At 49.9% G+C, this 18808-nt stretch carries 15 protein-coding genes; all 15 read left to right on the forward strand.

The features are described 5' to 3' along the window. The first annotated feature begins 98 nt into the window (after nt 1-98). On the forward strand, nt 99-728 hold the full coding sequence (locus tag MKX71_RS03795; RefSeq protein WP_144483561.1) for a YesL family protein: 630 nt from the start codon (nt 99-101) through the stop codon (nt 726-728). Further along, entirely contained in the window at nt 725-2458 is a 1734-nt protein-coding gene (gene yesM, locus MKX71_RS03800; RefSeq protein WP_339231755.1) for a two-component system sensor histidine kinase YesM, read from the forward strand. The genes MKX71_RS03795 and yesM overlap by 4 nt, the downstream gene beginning before the upstream one ends. Further along, nucleotides 2458-3564, forward strand: a complete 1107-nt coding sequence (yesN, locus tag MKX71_RS03805; RefSeq protein WP_273796307.1) for a two-component system response regulator YesN — start codon at nt 2458-2460, stop codon at nt 3562-3564. The genes yesM and yesN overlap by 1 nt, the downstream gene beginning before the upstream one ends. Nucleotides 3565-3667: 103 nt before the next feature. Further along, nucleotides 3668-4951, forward strand: a complete 1284-nt coding sequence (locus MKX71_RS03810) for an ABC transporter substrate-binding protein (protein WP_339231756.1) — start codon at nt 3668-3670, stop codon at nt 4949-4951. Next, nucleotides 4948-5877: a sugar ABC transporter permease gene (locus tag MKX71_RS03815; RefSeq protein WP_167407953.1), complete on the forward strand. Its 930-nt coding sequence runs from the start codon at nt 4948-4950 to the stop codon at nt 5875-5877. Before MKX71_RS03810 ends, MKX71_RS03815 begins: the two co-directional genes overlap by 4 nt. A 3-nt stretch (nt 5878-5880) precedes the next feature. After that, nucleotides 5881-6771: a carbohydrate ABC transporter permease gene (locus MKX71_RS03820; protein WP_015252615.1), complete on the forward strand. Its 891-nt coding sequence runs from the start codon at nt 5881-5883 to the stop codon at nt 6769-6771. Nucleotides 6772-6786: 15 nt separating this feature from the next. Further along, nucleotides 6787-7821, forward strand: a complete 1035-nt coding sequence (yesR, locus tag MKX71_RS03825; protein ID WP_029317436.1) for a rhamnogalacturonyl hydrolase YesR — start codon at nt 6787-6789, stop codon at nt 7819-7821. Between the two features lie 22 nt (nt 7822-7843). After that, complete coding sequence (gene yesS / locus MKX71_RS03830; protein WP_339231758.1) at nt 7844-10129, forward strand: transcriptional regulator YesS; 2286 nt, start codon at nt 7844-7846, stop codon at nt 10127-10129. A gap of 13 nt (nt 10130-10142) precedes the next feature. Continuing rightward, complete coding sequence (rhgT, locus tag MKX71_RS03835) at nt 10143-10841, forward strand: rhamnogalacturonan acetylesterase (protein ID WP_080019534.1); 699 nt, start codon at nt 10143-10145, stop codon at nt 10839-10841. Further along, complete coding sequence (locus MKX71_RS03840) at nt 10834-11496, forward strand: YesU family protein (RefSeq protein ID WP_144483546.1); 663 nt, start codon at nt 10834-10836, stop codon at nt 11494-11496. The genes rhgT and MKX71_RS03840 overlap by 8 nt, the downstream gene beginning before the upstream one ends. Continuing rightward, nucleotides 11493-12119, forward strand: coding sequence for a YesL family protein (locus MKX71_RS03845; RefSeq protein WP_041056970.1), 627 nt, complete (start codon nt 11493-11495; stop codon nt 12117-12119). The genes MKX71_RS03840 and MKX71_RS03845 overlap by 4 nt, the downstream gene beginning before the upstream one ends. 120 nt (nt 12120-12239) lie before the next feature. Next, complete coding sequence (gene rhgW, locus MKX71_RS03850) at nt 12240-14102, forward strand: rhamnogalacturonan lyase (protein ID WP_072175471.1); 1863 nt, start codon at nt 12240-12242, stop codon at nt 14100-14102. Nucleotides 14103-14147: 45 nt separating this feature from the next. Further along, on the forward strand, nt 14148-15986 hold the full coding sequence (gene rhgX / locus MKX71_RS03855) for a rhamnogalacturonan exolyase (protein WP_339231759.1): 1839 nt from the start codon (nt 14148-14150) through the stop codon (nt 15984-15986). A gap of 157 nt (nt 15987-16143) precedes the next feature. After that, a complete protein-coding gene (locus MKX71_RS03860; RefSeq protein ID WP_327847450.1) occupies nt 16144-16797 on the forward strand; it encodes a rhamnogalacturonan acetylesterase in 654 nt (217 codons plus the stop codon). Between the two features lie 7 nt (nt 16798-16804). Further along, nucleotides 16805-18796, forward strand: a complete 1992-nt coding sequence (gene yesZ / locus MKX71_RS03865) for a beta-galactosidase YesZ (protein ID WP_264099542.1) — start codon at nt 16805-16807, stop codon at nt 18794-18796. Nucleotides 18797-18808: the final 12 nt, after the last annotated feature.

An 18808-nucleotide genomic window follows, 5' to 3' on the forward strand; every position in this document is an offset into this window, starting at 1 on the left:
CATCATGTCGAAATTTTCACAGACCGGCAGGAATTTTCTTTCGAAAGGAGAAATACATATTACTTTAAAATGAAAGCGTTTTCCAAAGCGGGAAGGTGATGTTGATGATACACAGTGTGACAAATGGGCTGAATCGTTTTTGTACGTGGGTGATGAGATTGGCCTATTTGAATGTGCTTTGGATTTTGTTTTCTCTTGCAGGCCTGGTTGTGTTTGGGCTGATGCCCGCTACTGCCGCGATGTTTACAGTGGCGAGAGAATGGGCGAAGGGGAATACAGATGCCCCGGTGTTTTCTGTCTTTTTTCGGACGTTTAAAAAGGAATGGCGGGCATCACAGATCCTCGGGCTTATCGTTGTGACGGCTGCCCTGTTTCTGTTTGCGGATATGCGGATAGCGGCTCAGATGGACCAGCCTGTGCTCGTCAATGTATTCCTGAGCATTAGTTTGATTTTCGCGTTTGTTGTGCTGTATGTGTTCCCGGTATTTTCTCATTTTGACGTAAAAATCAGAGAGGTGCTGAGCATCAGCTTTTTCATTGCTTTCAGCCGTCCTGCGGTAACGCTTTTGATGGCGGCGGGCGCTGTCGGTGTGCTTTGTCTAGTTCTGCTGCATGTCACGTTTCTATTGTTTTTCAGCGGGAGTTTACTCAGCCTGATCTTAACGAAGCTGTCCTTTAAAGCGTTTCGGTCAATGGATCAGCGGCAGGAGAAAGAAAAGGCGGCATGAAGAAAAGAGTTGCTGGCTGGTACAGGCGGATGAAGATTAAGGATAAGCTGTTTGTGTTTCTATCGTTGATTATGGCCGTATCCTTTCTGTTTGTATACAGCGGGGTCCAGTATGCCTTTCATGTGTATGATGAGCAGATTTACCGCAAGTCCTCGGAGGTGCTTCGGATGTCTTCTGAAAGGATCGAAGACGAGCTGAAGAAGATAGAGGATGTGTCATATGAAATCATTACAGACGAACAGATTCAGCGCATCCTGAGCATGCAAAATCGGGATGATACGTATGATCAATATCAAATGAAGCAGGAGCTGTGGGATCAGCTTGCGGGATATGCCAGCGATGAAAAGTACATCGATTCCATTCATGTGATTGATGCCCGCGGCTCAGAGTATTCAGCCGGAAGCAGTTCTTCAGATCTTTTGCAGCAGGAGCAGGAAGAGGTATTTAAGCGAGCGAAAGCGAAAAGTGGAAGAAATCTTTGGATGACGCTCGGCGGGTCAGATCCCGTCCTGATTTCAGCACGGCAGATCAGGTCCTATCACCAGCTGAGTCTGAACGGCTTGGGCATGGTGCTGATCCAGGTCAATGTAAAACAGATGATTCGTGATGTGCCGAAGGATTGGGGCGATTCAGTCGGAGACATTATGATTGCTGACCAAGGCGGTAATTTGGTGTATACGGCACATGCATCAGCGCATGTTCCTGAGGCAGCAAAAGAGACGCTGAAGCACCCCGGTTATGACTTGATAAAAAAGAATGGCAAACGTTACTTTATTTCTTACCTTCAATCATCCTACCAAAATTGGAGCTACTATAACGTTATCCCCTTTGATCAGATGTTCGCAAAAATTTCCTTTATGAAAACAGTGATCGGCACATGCTTTCTTCTCTTTTTCTGTGTGGTTTTGCTTTTCGGAAGGAAAATCGCCAACAGCATCACGGAGCCGATTGAACAGCTTGTGACCGCGATGAAATCGGTGCAGCACGGCGGCATTGAAGCAGGTGTGTCGCTTTCTCTGCCGGAACATACACAGGATGAGGCCGGCATGCTGAACCGCCATTTTACTGTCATGATGAAACGGATTAATGAGCTGATGGAAGAAAATGTGGAAAAACAGCTCATTATTAAAGAAACCGAATTGAAAGCACTGCAAGCCCAGATCAATCCGCATTTTTTATATAACACGCTCGAGTCCATCAATTGGCTGGCTAAGGCGAATCAGCAAAAGCAAATCTCAAAAATGGTGGAATCGCTCGGTTTTCTTCTGCGAAACAGCATACATATGAAAAAGGATATCGTGACCATTCAGGAGGAGGCGGACATTGTACGTCACTATATGACCATTCAGCGATTTCGATTTGAAGAGCGTCTGAACTTCACGTTGGATATTGACGATGAGGTGAAGCATTGCCTCATTCCGAAACTGACGCTCCAGCCGCTTGCGGAAAATGCGATTCAATACGCGCTTGAACCCTTTACAAGGCCGTGCGCCATCCGGATTCAGGCGAAAAAGGCAAAGGAATGTGTCTGTATTACGGTCGAAGATAACGGCCCTGGCATGGATGGACGGATTCTTGAATCAACGGGTGGAAGAGGAATCGGACTTTGGAATATTCGCGAGCGCATCAGCCTGACATTCGGAGAGCCATACGGATTGCGGATTCATAGTGAGCATGAAAAGGGGACGAGGATTGTGATCACAATACCGTGCCGAAATGAGGTGGTGTGATGTATAAAATACTGCTGGCTGATGATGAGAGGATTATCCTTGATGGAATGGCTGGAATCATTGAGTGGGAGTCGCTTGGCGCCTCATTGATCGGAAAAGCGCAGAACGGACATGAAGCATATGAAAAGATTGTACATAAGCAGCCGCATATTGTCATCACAGACGTCAAAATGCCCGGCATGGGCGGGCTTGAGCTGATCAAAAAGGTGTCAGCCGTCAGCCCGTCGGTGCAATTTATCGTCCTGTCCGGGTTTGGAGAGTTTGAATACGCAAAGGAAGCCATGAAATATGGGGTGAAGCATTATTTGCTGAAACCCTGCAATGAACAGCAGATTATCAGCTCGCTGGAGGAAATCATTGCTGAGCTGAAGCGGCAAGATGTGCACAAAAAGAAAACAGCCCATCTGAAACACGAGCTGGACCATATCCGTTCCTTTGCAGCCGATCAATACTTGGAAGGCTTGATCGCCGGTGTGGCCCAGCTGTCTCCGCCGCCATCACTTGCCGGAAAAAAGATCCGCCTCTTGATCTTAAAAGGGGAACAATCTATTGATGCCGCAGCCAGAGAGGCACTCGGATCGGCACTGACAGCGGTTTGCAGCAGCGGAGAATGGACCGTACTCGCCGTAGAGGAGAACGCCGCTGAAAAGGTGGCGGAGGTTTTTGCAACCCGCAAGATGGCCATCAGTCAGGCGGGAGAACTCCGGCACGCGGGGCAGCTGTTTCGTGACACAGCTGAAGCGTCTGGTGACCTGCATGGGAGCGCAGTGATTTCAAAAATGATCAGGCTTATTGCCGACGAGCTCGGAAATCCGAATCTGTCCTTAAAATGGGCGGCGAAGGATATGCTGTTTATGAATCCTGATTATCTCGGGAAGTTATTTAAGCAGGAAACAGGCGAGAAATTTTCCCAATATGTTACACGGGTGCGTCTTGAGCATGCGATGAAGCAGATGAAAATAAGGAGGGACGTGAGCGTTTCAGAAATTGCTGAAGAAATCGGGTTTGGCGATAATCCGAAGTATTTCAGTCTTGTTTTTAAAAAATATACCGGTCTGACACCGTCAGAATTCAGAAGAAAACAGGGAGGCGCTTCCGCAGGATAGCCATCTCTGTTTTTTTGACTTTCGCCACTGTTTTTTGAGTGTTTCGCCCTATCCGAACGCTTTAAAATAAAATGTAAGCACTTACATTAAAGGGGGGATTGGTTTGAAGAAGATTTGTTACGTGCTGTTATCCCTTGTCTGCGTCTTTTTGTTCAGCGGATGTTCAGCGGGTGAAGAGGCCTCGGGAAAAAAAGAAGATGTTACACTCAGAATCGCGTGGTGGGGCGGGCAGCCAAGGCATGATTATACAACTAAGGTAATTGAACTATACGAGAAAAAGAATCCGCACGTCCATATTGAAGCGGAATTTGCGAACTGGGATGACTACTGGAAAAAGCTCGCGCCCATGTCTGCCGCCGGCCAGCTTCCTGATGTCATTCAAATGGATACCGCTTACTTAGCCCAATACGGAAAGAAGAACCAGCTGGAGGATTTAACGCCGTATACAAAGGATGGAACGATTGACGTCAGTTCAATCGACGAGAATATGCTGTCGGGCGGAAAAATCGACAATAAGCTATATGGATTTACGCTAGGTGTCAACGTGCTGTCTGTGATTGCCAATGAAGATTTGCTGAAAAAAGCCGGTGTGTCTATCAATCAGGAAAACTGGACGTGGGAGGATTACGAGAAGCTGGCGTATGATCTTCAGGAAAAAGCCGGTGTCTACGGTTCCAACGGAATGCATCCGCCTGATATTTTCTTCCCTTATTATTTGCGCACAAAGGGTGAGCGCTTTTATAAAGAAGACGGCACTGGCCTCGCGTATCAAGATGATCAGCTGTTTGTCGATTACTTTGAACGGCAGCTGAGGCTGGTGAAAGCGAAAACGTCCTCAACACCTGATGAAAGCGCACAGATTAAAGGGATGGAAGACGATTTTATCGTCAAAGGCAAGTCAGCGATTACATGGAACTACTCCAATCAATATTTGGGCTTTGCCCGGCTGACAGACTCGCCGCTGTCTCTCTATCTGCCGCCGGAGCAAATGAAGGAAAAGGCGCTGACACTGAAGCCGAGTATGCTGTTTTCCATTCCGAAAAGCTCTGAGCATAAAAAAGAGGCAGCGAAATTTATTAATTTCTTCGTGAATAATGAGGAAGCGAACCAGATGATTAAAGGCGAGCGAGGCGTTCCAGTCTCCGACAAGGTGGCGGATGCGATTAAACCGAAGCTGAATGAGGAAGAAGCCAACATCGTGGAGTATGTAGAAACCGCGTCAAAAAACATCAGCAAAGCCGATCCGCCAGAGCCTGTGGGAAGCGCAGAGGTCATCAAGCTGCTGAAGGACACGTCTGATCAGATTCTGTATCAGAAGATATCCCCGGAAAAAGCCGCCAAAACGTTCCGGAAAAAGGCCAATGAGATATTAGAGAGGAATAATTGACGGGAAATGGGGCTGACGCAATGAAACAAAGCCGGAGTATAAGAAAAGACAATCTGGCGGGATATGCTTTTATTTCTCCGTTTATCATCGGGTTCCTATGCTTTACGGTGATCCCGATGGGGGCGTCCCTGTTTCTGTCCTTCACGAGCTATGACTTGTTTACGGCGCCGAAATGGATCGGGCTCGACAACTTTAAGGAAATGTTTACGGGTGACGAAAAGTATTGGCAGTCTCTGAAGGTGACGTTTACGTATGTGCTTGCCGGGGTTCCGCTCCGCCTCGGCTTCGCGCTTTTTATCGCTGTCATTTTAAACAATGCAGCAAAAGGAACGGCCATTTACAGAACGCTCTTTTATCTGCCTTCGATCATCGGCGGGAGCGTCGCCGTGGCGATTATGTGGCGCAATATTTTTGGCAATGACGGGGTCATCAATGCGCTGCTGTTTTTTGTCGGGATTGATCAAAAAATTCTTTGGTACCAGAATCCGACAAGTGCGCTGTGGACATTGATTCTGCTGTCCGTCTGGCAGTTCGGGTCGTCAATGCTGATTTTTCTGGCCGGGCTGAAAAACATTCCGTCTTCGTATTTGGAAGCGGCAAGTGTGGATGGGGCAAATCGGGTGCAGCGTTTCTTCAAGATCACGCTTCCGATCCTTACACCGATTATTTTCTTTAACCTAGTGATGCAGACGATTTCTGCTTTTATGACATTTACACCTGCCTATATCATTTCGAAGGGCGAGGGCGGGCCGCTTGACGGGACACTTCTCTATTCGCTCTATTTGTTCCAGCGTGCGTTTAACTATTTTCAAATGGGCTACGCATCGGCGATGGCGTGGGTCATGCTTGTCATTGTCGGGCTGATTACGCTCATATTGTTTAAAACATCGTCATATTGGGTTCATTACGAGTCAAAGGAGGAATGACGGATGGAGCCGGTCAACGAGCCTGTCAGAAAAGCCCCGGTTTTAGAAAGAAAAAAAGCCGGGCGCGTCAGTCCCAAACGCATACTGTTCCATGTTTTTACGGCAACGCTGGCGGTGTTACTGCTGTACCCGGTCATTTGGCTGTTTGTCAGCTCGTTTAAAGAAAGCGCCAGTATTTTTACAACCTCACATTCTCTCATTCCAGACCCTTTTATTCTCAGTAACTATGCTGAAGGGTGGAAGGGCATTGCGGGACAGCCGTTTCTGACGTTTATTAAAAACTCGGCGATTATTGTCGGACTGTCAACAATCGGTGCCGTCCTGTCATCGGCTGTCATTGCGTACGGATTTGCGCGTATTCCGTTTAAGGGAAAAAAATTTTGGTTTGCGTGCATGATGGGGACGTTAATGCTGCCTCATGAAGTGTTGATGATTCCGCAGTATATTATGTTTGCGAAATTAGACTGGCTGAATTCCTTTAAACCAATTGTCGTTCCGCAATTTTTCGGGCATGCGTTTTTTATCTTTCTGATGATCCAGTTTATCCGGACGATTCCCGAGGAGCTGGATGAAGCCGCGCGAATCGACGGATGCGGACGCTTTGCCTGCTTTTGGCGGATCATTCTCCCGCTGATTGCTCCCGCGCTTGCGACGTCTGCGATTTTCTCCTTCTATTGGAAGTGGGAGGAGCTGATTCAGCCGCTCTTGTATTTGAATAAGCCGGAGCTTTACCCTGTTTCACTTGCGCTGAAGCTTTTTCTCGATACAGAGTCGGCTTCGAACTGGGGCGCGATGTTTGCCATGTCGGCCGTCTCGTTATTGCCTGTGATTCTTGTTTTCTTTTTGTTTCAGAAATATATCGTTCAGGGCATCAGTACGACCGGATTAAAATAAAAAGGAGTGTTGCAGATGGCACAGCTTATCTTTGATGAAGAAAAGGTGACGTCGGTTATTGACCGGATCGTGAAACGGACATTTCAGATGGATTTTGCGTGGGATTGGCCGGGCGGCGTCGCGTTTTACGGCGTGGCGGAGGCCTATGAAGCGACGGAAAACGAGGAATATATCAATCTGTTAAAAACGTGGGTGGATGAACAGCTGGAGGATGGGCTGCCGCCGCTATCAATCAACGGAGTTTCCATCGGGCATACGCTTTTGTTCCTCCACAAGGTGACGGGTGATGACGTGTATTTGGAAACAGCGGCCGAGATGGCGGAATATGTGCTGCATAAGGCGCCGCGCTTTGGCGAGGGTATCCTTCAGCATACGGTGAATGCGGCAGAATATGTGTTTCCTGAGCAGGCATGGGCGGATACGCTGATGATGGCTGGGCTGTTTATGCTGAGAATTGGGCGGGTCATGGAGCGTGAGGATTATTTTGAAGACGGCCTGCGCCAGTTTCACGGACATGAGGATGTGCTTCAGGACCCTGTCACGAATTTGTACTACCACGCCTGGGACAACAAAGCGCAAAATCATCTGTCGGGGATTTATTGGGGCAGGGCGAACGGCTGGGCGGCACTCACGATGGCAAAGGCGCTCCCGCTTATTGAGGTGACACATCCTTCCTTTATGATCATCGACGGATCGCTCAGAGACCAGCTGAGCGCGCTTGTCCGGCTTCAGGATGAATCAGGGCTGTGGCATACGATTTTGGATGATCCGGATTCTTATCTGGAGGTTTCGGCATCAGCGGGTATTGCTTCTGCTCTGATGTCGAGCGGAAAGCTGTATACAAAATATGTGCAGAAATCGCTTGCCGCCATTTTGGATGCGGTGGAAGAGGACGGACGGGTCAGCAAGGTATCAGCCGGGACAGCCGTCATGAAAAATGCCGAAGGATACAAACAGGTGCCTTACAAACGAATACAAGGATGGGGGCAGGGACTTGCGCTGACGTTTCTTGCTGATGTTTTGAAAACGAAAAAACGCGTGTATCAGTAAAGACAGCGGCGGGGGGAAAGGGATGAAAAAACAGCCTCAACAGAAGGAACGGGTTTCTCGCTGGAAGGGAACGTATTTTAAAAGAAACTTTGTCTTCATTTTGCTGATTGCCTGTATTCCCGGATTGCTGACTGGCGGCGCAATCTACTTTCTTTCGATCGACAAGGTGGAGAAAGAGCTGCAGAGATCGCATGAAACACAGGTGGCGCGTGAGGTCAGCCGAATGGATGAGAAGCTGGGAGTGCTTGAACTGGCACTCACCCAGATGGCCTACGATTCTTCACTGATGAATGGATTGGCCGAGAGGGATTTGGAGAAAGACTTTACGTTCTCCTATCAATTAACGAAAAAGCTGTTTCTTTTGCGGGACCAGCAGCCGCTGATCGAGCAGGCCTCCATCTTTCTGAACAGCCCCCGGCCACTTGTGCTGAGCCCTGAATACAGCGCTTTGACAGAACAGGAGGCGCTTCGCAAGTATCGCTCGCTGCTTGCCTCAGACCACAGCATTTATTGGAAACGGTCGGGAAACCAAGCGATGCTGATCCAGCTCATTCCGGGCGCGGCGGAGAAACCGTTCGGCGCGATCATGCTGGCGGTTGATCCGAAAGAAATGGAATCAATCCTGCAAAGCTTGTCCCCCTATCCTGATGGCAGTGCGCTGCTTTTAGATCAAAATCAAGAGGTGCTGTTTCATGAAGGGGAAAAAGATTTTGAAAAGACTTTACTTCAAGAGATAAAAAAACAGCCTGCTGAGAACGGCCATTTTCAGATGGAATGGGAAGGCAAGGTGTATTCTGTCTCCTTTGGAGAAATGAACCGGATGCATCAGCAATGGACCTTTGTGTCAGCGGCGCCTCTTTCAGCTATTACAGCGCCGATGGTGTTTTTATCAAAAGTGATCATCGTGATGCTGGTCATTTGCATCGGTTTGGCGGTGTGCATGACATGGTATGCATCAAAAAAAATCTATCGTCCCATCCAGCATTTGCTTGGCTTGTTTACCGGAGGAGAGAAGAAAACATGGCAGGCGTCCGGGCAGGATGAATTCAAATGGATTGAAAAGAGATGGCAGGATCTATCCCTTGAAAGCCGGAAGCTCCAACAGCAGCTCCTGCGGCAGACGCCCCATATGAAAAAAAGTTTTTTGCAGCATCTCTTGCAGGGCGATTTTTACTATGACAACGAGGAAAGCCTCAGATTGCGGATGGAGGAGGCCGGCTGGAACATCGGCGAAAACGTGTTTCATGTGCTGGATCTTCAATTGACAGGACTCCGCTGTGAAAAAAGCATCTTCTGTTGCGATGATGAACAGCTCGCTGTGTTTACACTGACTAATATCGCTGAGGAATTGGCGGATAAACGCGTTTTTCAGCTCTCCATACTTGATATCGGCCGGCTTTCTGTCACCGTTCTTGTGATAAAAACAAACAGCTCTGATCTGAAGGCGTATATAACAGAGCTGGCACGCCAATTTGGGAATGTAACCGGACTATGCCTGACCTCGACATTGAGCAGCGAGACGGAGCGTGTCACGGAAATTCCTTCTTTATTTCAGGATGTGAAATGCGGCAAATCCCGCAGGAAGTTTGCTAACCGGGATCAGGTCATTGATTTGCAGGCCGACTTCCCTCAGGATGAGCAGTTCGCTCCTTATTACCCTTTTGAGCTGGAAAAACAAATTGTTCAGGCCATCCGGCTGGAAAGAAAACAGGAAGCCAAGGAACTGATAGATGGATGTATGAGGGAACTGGCGGAAAAGGCGGCCATAGACAGGCATGTGCATTCCGCCCTGATTCAGCTGTTTTCCCGCATTCAGGAGGATATTTTGCATTCCGGGCTCAATCCCAGCGAACTATTTCAGCACCGGAATCCGTTTCTTGATATTTCAGAATTGCGCGAACCTAATGAAGCGGCGGCCTGGCTGATGGATGTAGTGGTGACGCCTTACCTTTCCAAGCTTGAGGGCAGAAAAAACAGACAGCAAAAGCAGCTGGCAGAACGTGTGATTGCGATGATTCACGAACAGTATATGGCGGACATTTCATTGGAAAGCTGTGCCGATGCGCTTGGCATGAATTCCTATACGTTAAGCAAGGCATTTAAGCAAGTGACCGGCATTAATTTTATCGATTATGTGACCCAGATCAGAATCGAAAAGGCGAAAGAACTGCTGGTCAATACGAATAAAAAAATTCATGATGTGTCTGAAGAAGTCGGCTATCGCCACAATTATTTCAATCGGATTTTTAAAAAACAGGTCGGCATGCCGCCGGGTGTCTTCAGGCAAATGTATCAGGAAACGCCGTGAAAGGAGAGAACATGTGATGAAGAAACCGATTCAAGTATTTTTAGCGGGGGATTCCACTGTGAGTGACTGCCCGCCTCATGAAGCGCCGATGGCGGGGTGGGGGCAGGTATTCGGGCAATTGTTTTCTGAAGGTGTGCTGGTCCGCAATCATGCCAAAGGAGGAGCGAGCACCAATTCTTTTGTGGAGGAAGGAAGGCTTCAAGCAATTGCCGAGCGCATCACACAAGGCGATTATTTGTTGATTCAATTCGGCCACAATGACCAAAAACCGCGGGGGACGAAGCCGTACTCCACATTTCAGCAGTTTCTTACCTTGTTTGCAGATACGGCACGCGAAAAGGGCGCGCATCCTGTGTTCGTCACATCGGTGCAGCGCCGCCGCTTTGATGAAAACGGACGGATCGAGCATTCCCTCGGTGAGTATCCCGATGCGATGAAAGCACTGGCGAAGGAGCTCGATGTACCTGTGATTGATCTGCTTGCGAAAACAAAGGTGCTGTATGAAGCATACGGGCCGGAGGAGTCGAAGCGATTGTTCGTTTGGTTTCAGCCGAATGAACATCCGAATTACCCGCACGGTATTGAGGACAATACGCATTTTTCGGAAAAAGGTGCAATGGAGGTTGCGAAGCTTGTGGCAGAAGGCATTGAAGAGCTCGGACTTCCGCTTAAGGACCACCTTGTGAGCCGGGAGGGGAAAGAACATGTATAAGGAAGGCACTTGCTTGTACCGCAATCCGCTCCGGTCTAAAAGCGATGTGAAGGACTGGCGGATGGAGGGAGGCGGGCAGATCTCATTTGACGATCACAGCTTGCACCTGTCACATGTCCAGGATGAAGCGCACTTTGTCTTTTGGTGTCCGGAAACCTTTCCAGACGGCATCATTGTGACATGGGATTTCTCTCCGATTGAGCAGCCTGGACTGTGTATGCTGTTTTTTTCTGCTGCGGGAATGGGAGGCGAGGATTTGTTTGATCCAAGTCTCCAGAAAAGAACGGGAAAATACCCCGAGTATCATTCGGGGGACATCAATGCGCTCCACCTGTCGTATTTCCGCAGAAAATACGCGGAGGAAAGAGCGTTCCGCACCTGCAATTTAAGAAAAAGCCGCGGTTTCCACCTCGCCGCAATGGGGGCCGATCCGCTGCCTTCTCCAGACGACGCTGATTCTCCGTATCGTATGAAGCTGATCAAAGACAAAGGCTATGTGCACTTTTCAATCAATGGTCTGCCCATTCTTGAGTGGATGGACGACGGCAGCACATATGGGCCTGTGTTAACAAAAGGAAAAATCGGGTTCCGGCAGATGGCCCCCATGAAAGCAGCTTACAGGGATTTTGTCGTGCATCAAGCGGTGAGAAGATGAAGACGACTGTAACGGATGCGCTTTATGCAGGCTGCGAAGCGGTGGTGAAAATAGCATGGCTCAACGGGCTGTGGCTGTTGTTTACACTTTTGGGCGGCGTTCTTTTCGGATGGGCGCCGAGCACAGCCGCGATGTGTGCCGTTATAAGGAAATGGCTGATGGGGCAAAAGGATGTCCCGATATTTCCGTTATTTCTCGATACCTATAAAAAAGAGTTTCTCAAGGTTAATGCGATCGGATTGGCGTTTTCGGCTCTTTTGCTCATATTGTCCGCGAACTATCATTATTTTTCTGCCAGTACGGATTGGCTGTCCTTTGCCGTAACAAGCTGCACGCTGCTTGCAGGGCTTTTGTATATCATCGCGCTGATGTATGTGTTTCCCCTTTATGTGCATTATCAGCTCCCGCTTCGCAAATATATACCGCAGGCACTGCTGTTTGGCGCCATGAGACCGCTGACAACCGGCTGTATGCTGATCGGGTGCGGATTTGTCCTTTATTTGCTTTATACGCTTCCTGGCCTGATCCCATTTTACGGCCCGTGTTTATTTGGGCTTGTGTTAATGTTTTTTGCTCTTAGGGGATTTCAAAAGACGGAGGCCCAGCACCATCAAGCCGGGTAACAAAAAAATGACAAATACGCAAAAAAGTGCAGTGTCCGAAATAGGCAGATGCAAAAAAGTGAAATTGAAGACAGCTCACACAGCGCATAAAATCCAATTTAAGTAAGCGATTACAGATAAATGAGAAGGAGCTGTCTGATGATTACACGAAGGAAACGCATGTTTACCGCTGTTACGTTGCTGGTCTTGTTGGTGATGGGAACCTCTGTATGTCCTGTGAAAGCTGAAGGGGCAGCGCGGCAGATGGAAGCGCTGAACCGGGGGCTTGTAGCGGTCAAGACGGACGGGGGCATTTTTGTCAGCTGGCGGTTTCTTGGAACTGAAAACGCATCTGTTTTGTTCAATGTGTACAGAGACGGGCAAAAACTGAATGCTGCGCCTGTCAAAACCACGAACTATGTGGATAAAAACGGTTCGGCGGGCTCAACGTATACGGTTCGGGCTGTTGTAAACGGTACCGAACAGCCGGCTTCTGAAAAAGCCTCCGTATGGGCGCAGCCGTATCATTCCGTCCCGCTGGATAAACCGGCTGGCGGCACGACGCCAAAGGGTGAAGCTTACACGTACAGCGCTAATGACGCAAGTGTTGGCGATGTGGATGGTGACGGGCAATACGAGCTGATTCTGAAATGGGACCCGTCTAACTCAAAAGACAATTCACAGGATGGCTATACGGGTGACGTGCTAATTGACGCGTATAAACTGGATGGCACAAAGTTATGGCGGATCAATCTCGGCAAAAACATCAGAGCGGGCGCGCACTACACCCAGTTTATGGTGTATGACCTTGATGGTGACGGAAAAGCGGAAGTGGCAATGAAAACGGCAGACGGGACAAAAGACGGCACGGGCAAAGTAATTGGAAATGCCAATGCTGATTACAGAAATGAACAGGGGCGTGTGCTTTCAGGCCCTGAATATCTCACTGTGTTTCAAGGTTCAACCGGGAAAGAGCTTGTCACTGCAAATTTTGAACCGGCGCGCGGCAATGTGTCGGATTGGGGAGACAGCTACGGCAACCGTGTTGACCGTTTTCTCGCCGGCATTGCCTACCTTGATGGACAGCGGCCGAGCCTGATCATGACCAGAGGGTATTACGCTAAAACCATGCTAGTTGCCTATAACTTCAGGGACGGAAAGCTGTCAAAGCTTTGGACGCTGGACTCCTCAAAGTCAGGAAATGAAGCGTTTGCCGGACAGGGGAATCACAACCTGAGCATCGCGGACGTTGACGGGGATGGAAAAGATGAGATTATTTTCGGCTCAATGGCTGTTGATCATGACGGGAAAGGCATGTACTCGACTGGCTTAGGCCATGGGGATGCCCTCCATACAGGAGATCTTGATCCGGGCCGGCCGGGGCTTGAGGTGTTTCAAGTACATGAGGACAAAAATGCAAAATACGGCTTATCTTTCCGGGATGCTGCAACCGGAAAAATCCTTTGGGGCGTTTATGCCGGCAAGGATGTAGGCCGGGGAATGGCTGCTGATATTGACCCGCGTTATCCGGGACAGGAGGTGTGGGCAAACGGTTCTCTCTACTCAGCGAAAGGGGTCAAAATCGGAAGCGGGGTTCCGTCCTCGACCAACTTCGGTATCTGGTGGGACGGCGACCTGCTGCGGGAACAGCTGGACAGCAACCGAATTGATAAGTGGGATTATCAAAACGGCGTATCGAAAAATGTGCTGACTGCATCAGGCGCAGCGGCTAACAACGGCACAAAAGCAACACCGGCGCTTCAGGCTGATCTGCTCGGTGACTGGCGCGAGGAAGTCGTGTGGAGAACGGAGGACAGCAGTGCTCTGCGCATTTACACGACGACCATTCCGACTGAGCACAGGCTGTATACGCTGATGCACGATCCGGTGTACCGGCTTGGCATCGCCTGGCAAAATGTCGCCTATAACCAGCCGCCGCACACAAGCTTCTTTTTAGGAGACGGCATGGCGGAACAGCCAAAACCAAATATGTATACGCCTTAACTGAAAGGGGGAAGGAACGGGCTGCGCGCAGCCCGTTCTCATCAAATGAAACCAAAAAAGAGGCAAATGGAATACTTGACCAGAGGTTTGATTGCGGTAAAGACAGATCAGGGCGTGTTTGTCAGCTGGCGTTTTCTCGGCACGGATCATGAGACGACGGCTTTTCACCTTTATCGAGATGGAAAGCGGATCACCCGCGATCCAATCGCTGAAAGCACTAATTTTCTCGATCAAAACGGAACGGCTGACGCTGTTTATCAGGTGGCGGCCGTCAATAAGGGAAGGGAAGAAAAACTGTCCAAAGAAGCTTCCGTCTGGCGGGAAAATGTACTGGAGGTTCCGCTTGCCAAACCGGAAGGCGGTATCACGCCGGACGGAAAGCCGTACACCTACAGCGCCAATGATGCCAGCGTCGGGGATGTGGACGGGGATGGAGAATATGAAATCATCCTGAAGTGGGAGCCGTCCAATTCAAAAGACAACGCCCATGACGGGTATACCGGGGAGGTGCTCATAGATGCCTATAAACTGGACGGCACCTTTTTGTGGCGTATCAACCTTGGCAGAAACATCAGGGCGGGCGCTCATTACACGCAATTTATGGTGTATGACCTTGACGGTGACGGAAAAGCAGAAATCGCCATGAAAACAGCTGACGGCACAACAGACGGGAAAGGACATATCATCGGTGATGAGCATGCCGATTTTAGAAATGAACAGGGAAGGATTCTGTCCGGACCGGAATATTTGACGGTGTTTAAAGGAGAAACCGGTGAGGCGCTCACGACCGTGGAATATGAACCGCCCCGCGGCAAACTGGAGGATTGGGGAGACGGCTATGGAAATCGGATGGACCGTTTTCTCGCCGGGATCGCTTATTTGGATGGGGAGCGGCCGAGCCTCGTGATGGCGCGGGGCTATTATACGAGAGCCGTTCTCGTAGCATACGATTTCAGAAACGGAAGGCTCAAAAAACGATGGGTATTTGACTCCAACCATCCGGGACATGAAGCGTACGCAGGACAGGGGAACCACAGCTTGAGCGTGGCTGACGTCGACGGAGACGGAAAGGATGAAATCATATACGGCGCAATGGCGGTCGATCATGACGGAACCGGCCTGTACACAACGGGGCTCGGGCATGGAGACGCGATGCATGTAGGGGATCTGGACCCGTCACGAAAAGGGCTTGAAGTGTTCCAGGTGCATGAGGACGCCACGAAGCCGTACGGACTGTCACTGCGAGATGCCGGAACCGGTGAGATATTATGGGGCGTCCATGCTGGAACTGACGTTGGCCGGGGCATGGCGGCTCATATTGACCCAAGCTACAAAGGGTCGCTCGTCTGGGGAATTGATCCGCCGGGCAATGATGGCATGTCGTATGGGCTTTTCACGAGCAAAGGCGAAAAAATCAGCGACAAAGCGCCCCCTTCAGCCAATTTCGCCATCTGGTGGGACGGTGATTTGGTCAGAGAACTGCTTGATCATGACTGGGACGGAACGATTGGCAGGCCAAAGATTGAAAAATGGGATGCTGAAAACGGCTGTCTGAAGACGATATTTCAGCCGGCCGGCGTGCTGTCCAACAACGGCACGAAAGGAAACCCGGTTCTTCAGGCCAACCTGTTCGGAGACTGGCGGGAAGAAGTGATATGGAGAACGGAAGACAGCAGCGCGCTCCGTATCTATACAACGACACATCTCACCCGCCACCGCTTTTACACGCTGATGCATGATCCGGTTTACAGGCTCGGCATCGCCTGGCAGAATACCGCCTACAACCAGCCGCCGCACACGAGCTTTTACCTCGGAACGGGAATGAAAAAACCGCCGAAGCCCGCCCTGTACATAGCGGGAAGTAAAGCGGAGGCGCCGCTGTAGGAGGACTAAGGGATAAGACGCAAAGGCTGAACGCTACGACAAGATGATTAACGAACGGGCAGGACGAACCAATGCTCAAGCGCTGTACGCACCGGTCTTTTTCAAGGGAAGAGCTATCCGTGATGGAAGCTGTATAAAAAACGAGGGGGAATAAAAAATGGCAAATCATATTTATCTTGCCGGCGATTCGACTGTTCAAACGTATGGAGACAGCACAAATCAAGGGGGCTGGGGGCAGTTTCTCGGCTCGCATCTGCCGGAGCATATTCAAGTGATCAACAGAGCGATCGGGGGAAGAAGCTCGAAAACATTTGTGGAAGAGGGCAGGCTTCAGGCAATCCTCGATGTGATCGAGCCGGATGATTGGCTGTTCGTGCAGATGGGCCATAATGACGCATCGAAAAATAAGCCGGAGCGCTACACCGAGCCCTACACTACTTATAAACAATATTTAAAGCAGTATATCGCAGGTGCGCGGGAAAAAGGCGCCCATCCGCTTCTCATTACCCCCGAAGCCCGCTTTCATTACGAAAATGGCGTGTTTTTGAACGATTTTCCTGATTACTGCATTGCCATGAAGCAGACTGCTGAAGAGGAGAATGTCCAGCTCATTGATCTGATGGAGAAAAGCCTTGCTTTCTTTACTGAGAAGGGCGAGGAAAAAGTATACACCTATTTTATGATTTCAGAAGGGATTAACGATTACACGCATTTTACAAAAAAAGGCGCAAATGAAATGGCGAAACTTGTGGCAAAAGGCATAAAGGAGCTCGGCCTGCCATTGACAGAATCGATCATCAAAGAAAGGTGAAAATGGGATGAGAAAACTGTATCATGGCGCTTGCTATTATCCGGAATTATGGGATGAAGAGACGATTCAGCAGGACATTGACATCATGCGTGAAGTTGGCGTAAATGTTGTGCGGATCGGCGAATTTGCCTGGTCTATCATGGAACCTGAAGAAGGAAAAATTGACGTCGGTTTTTTCAAAGAAATCATCGCCCGGCTGTATGATAGCGGGATCGAAACGATTATGTGCACGCCGACGCCTACCCCGCCGATTTGGTTCTCACATGGCCGGCCCGAACGCATGCATGCCAATGAAAAAAGAGAGATCATGGGGCATGGCTCCCGTCAGCATGCCTGTACGAACAACCCGTATTTCCGAAAAAAAGCCGCCATCATCACCACAGCCATCGCCAAGGAGCTTGGCCGGCTCCCGGGGCTGATCGGATGGCAGCTAGACAATGAGTTTAAATGCCATGTTGCAGAATGCATGTGTGAGACATGCTTGCGCCTATGGCATGACTGGCTCAAAAATCGCTACGGGGTAATTGAGCGCTTGAATGAAGCTTGGGGAACCGATGTGTGGAGCGAGACCTATCAGACGTTTGAGCAAGTCCCGCAGCCGGGACCGGCCCCGTTTCTGCATCATGCCTCTCTACGCACTATGTATCAACTGTTTTCGATGGAGATGATCGCTTCGTTTGCGGATGAACAGGCCAAAATCATCCGCTGCTATTCAGATGCGCCGATCACGCATAACGGATCAGTCATGTTCAGCGTGGACAATGAGCGAATGTTTCAGAATCTCGATTTTGCCTCCTATGACACGTACGCTTCGCAGGAAAACGCCTCTGCCTTTTTATTGAACTGTGATTTATGGAGAAATCTGAAACAGGGACGCCCGTTTTGGATTTTGGAAACGAGTCCGTCGTATGCCGCCTCGCTTGAAAGCTCCGCTTACCCGCACGCAGACGGGTATTTGCAGGCCGAAGCCGTATCGTCCTACGCCTTAGGGAGCCAGGGATTTTGCTACTGGCTATGGCGACAGCAGCGTTCAGGCAGCGAGATTTCCCACGGTTCGGTTCTCAGCGCCTGGGGCGAACCCGCCATCGGCTACCAAAATGTGCTGGCGGTTGAGCGGGCAAGAAAGGAAATCGAGCCTATTATTCTATCGACTGAACCCGTTCAAGCCGAGGCGGCGATGACTTACTCTGACAGAGCAAAAGCATTTATTAAAACTGAGCCTCACCGGGGACTCCGGCATCGTTCGCTTGTGACGCATTTTTATGAACGTATTCTCAACACGGGGATTCACCGTGACCTTATTCCGGAAGGCGCTCCGCTGGACGGCTACCGCTTGCTGTTTACGCCATTTGTGCCGTATTTGTCTTCTGAATTTATCAAAAAAGCTTCGGCATTCGCTGAAGCGGGCGGCATCTGGATCACCGGGCCGCTGACAGGAGGGCGCACATGCGAGCATACCATTCATACCGATTGCGGACTTGGCGAACTTGAGAAAACGTCAGGGATCAAAACACTTTTTACCTTTCCGATGAATGAGAACGTGAATACAGGAAAAGCGTTTGGCATCACGGCACCGCTCGGACTATGGAGCGCGGTGTTTGACACAGAGAGCGGAAACACCCTTGGCACGGTTGAAGCAGGACCGGGGGCGGGCCATGCTTTTCTGACGGAACGGAATTACGGCGAGGGGAAAATTGTCATGCTGGGCTCGCTTCCATCCGGGAAAGAAGGGGATGCGATGCTGGAAGCGCTCGTTAGGCATTACGCGGAGGAAGCTGTTATTTCCAGCCGGTCGGATGTTACGCCCGGCACGATCGTTGCCCCGCGCAAAGGCGATAACGGCCTTGTGTGGATCATCGTGAATATGGATGGAAAAGGAGGAAGTGTGACACTGCCGGAAGCGGGAACAGATCTGTTGACGCACCGCTTGGAAAAGGCGGGGAGGCTGGCGGTCGGACCGCATGAATACCGTGTGATTCAATTTGACAATCCCAGCTGATTCTTTGCATCG

Source organism: Bacillus sp. FSL M8-0071 (genome assembly GCF_037975455.1).
Taxonomy (GTDB): domain Bacteria; phylum Bacillota; class Bacilli; order Bacillales; family Bacillaceae; genus Bacillus; species Bacillus subtilis.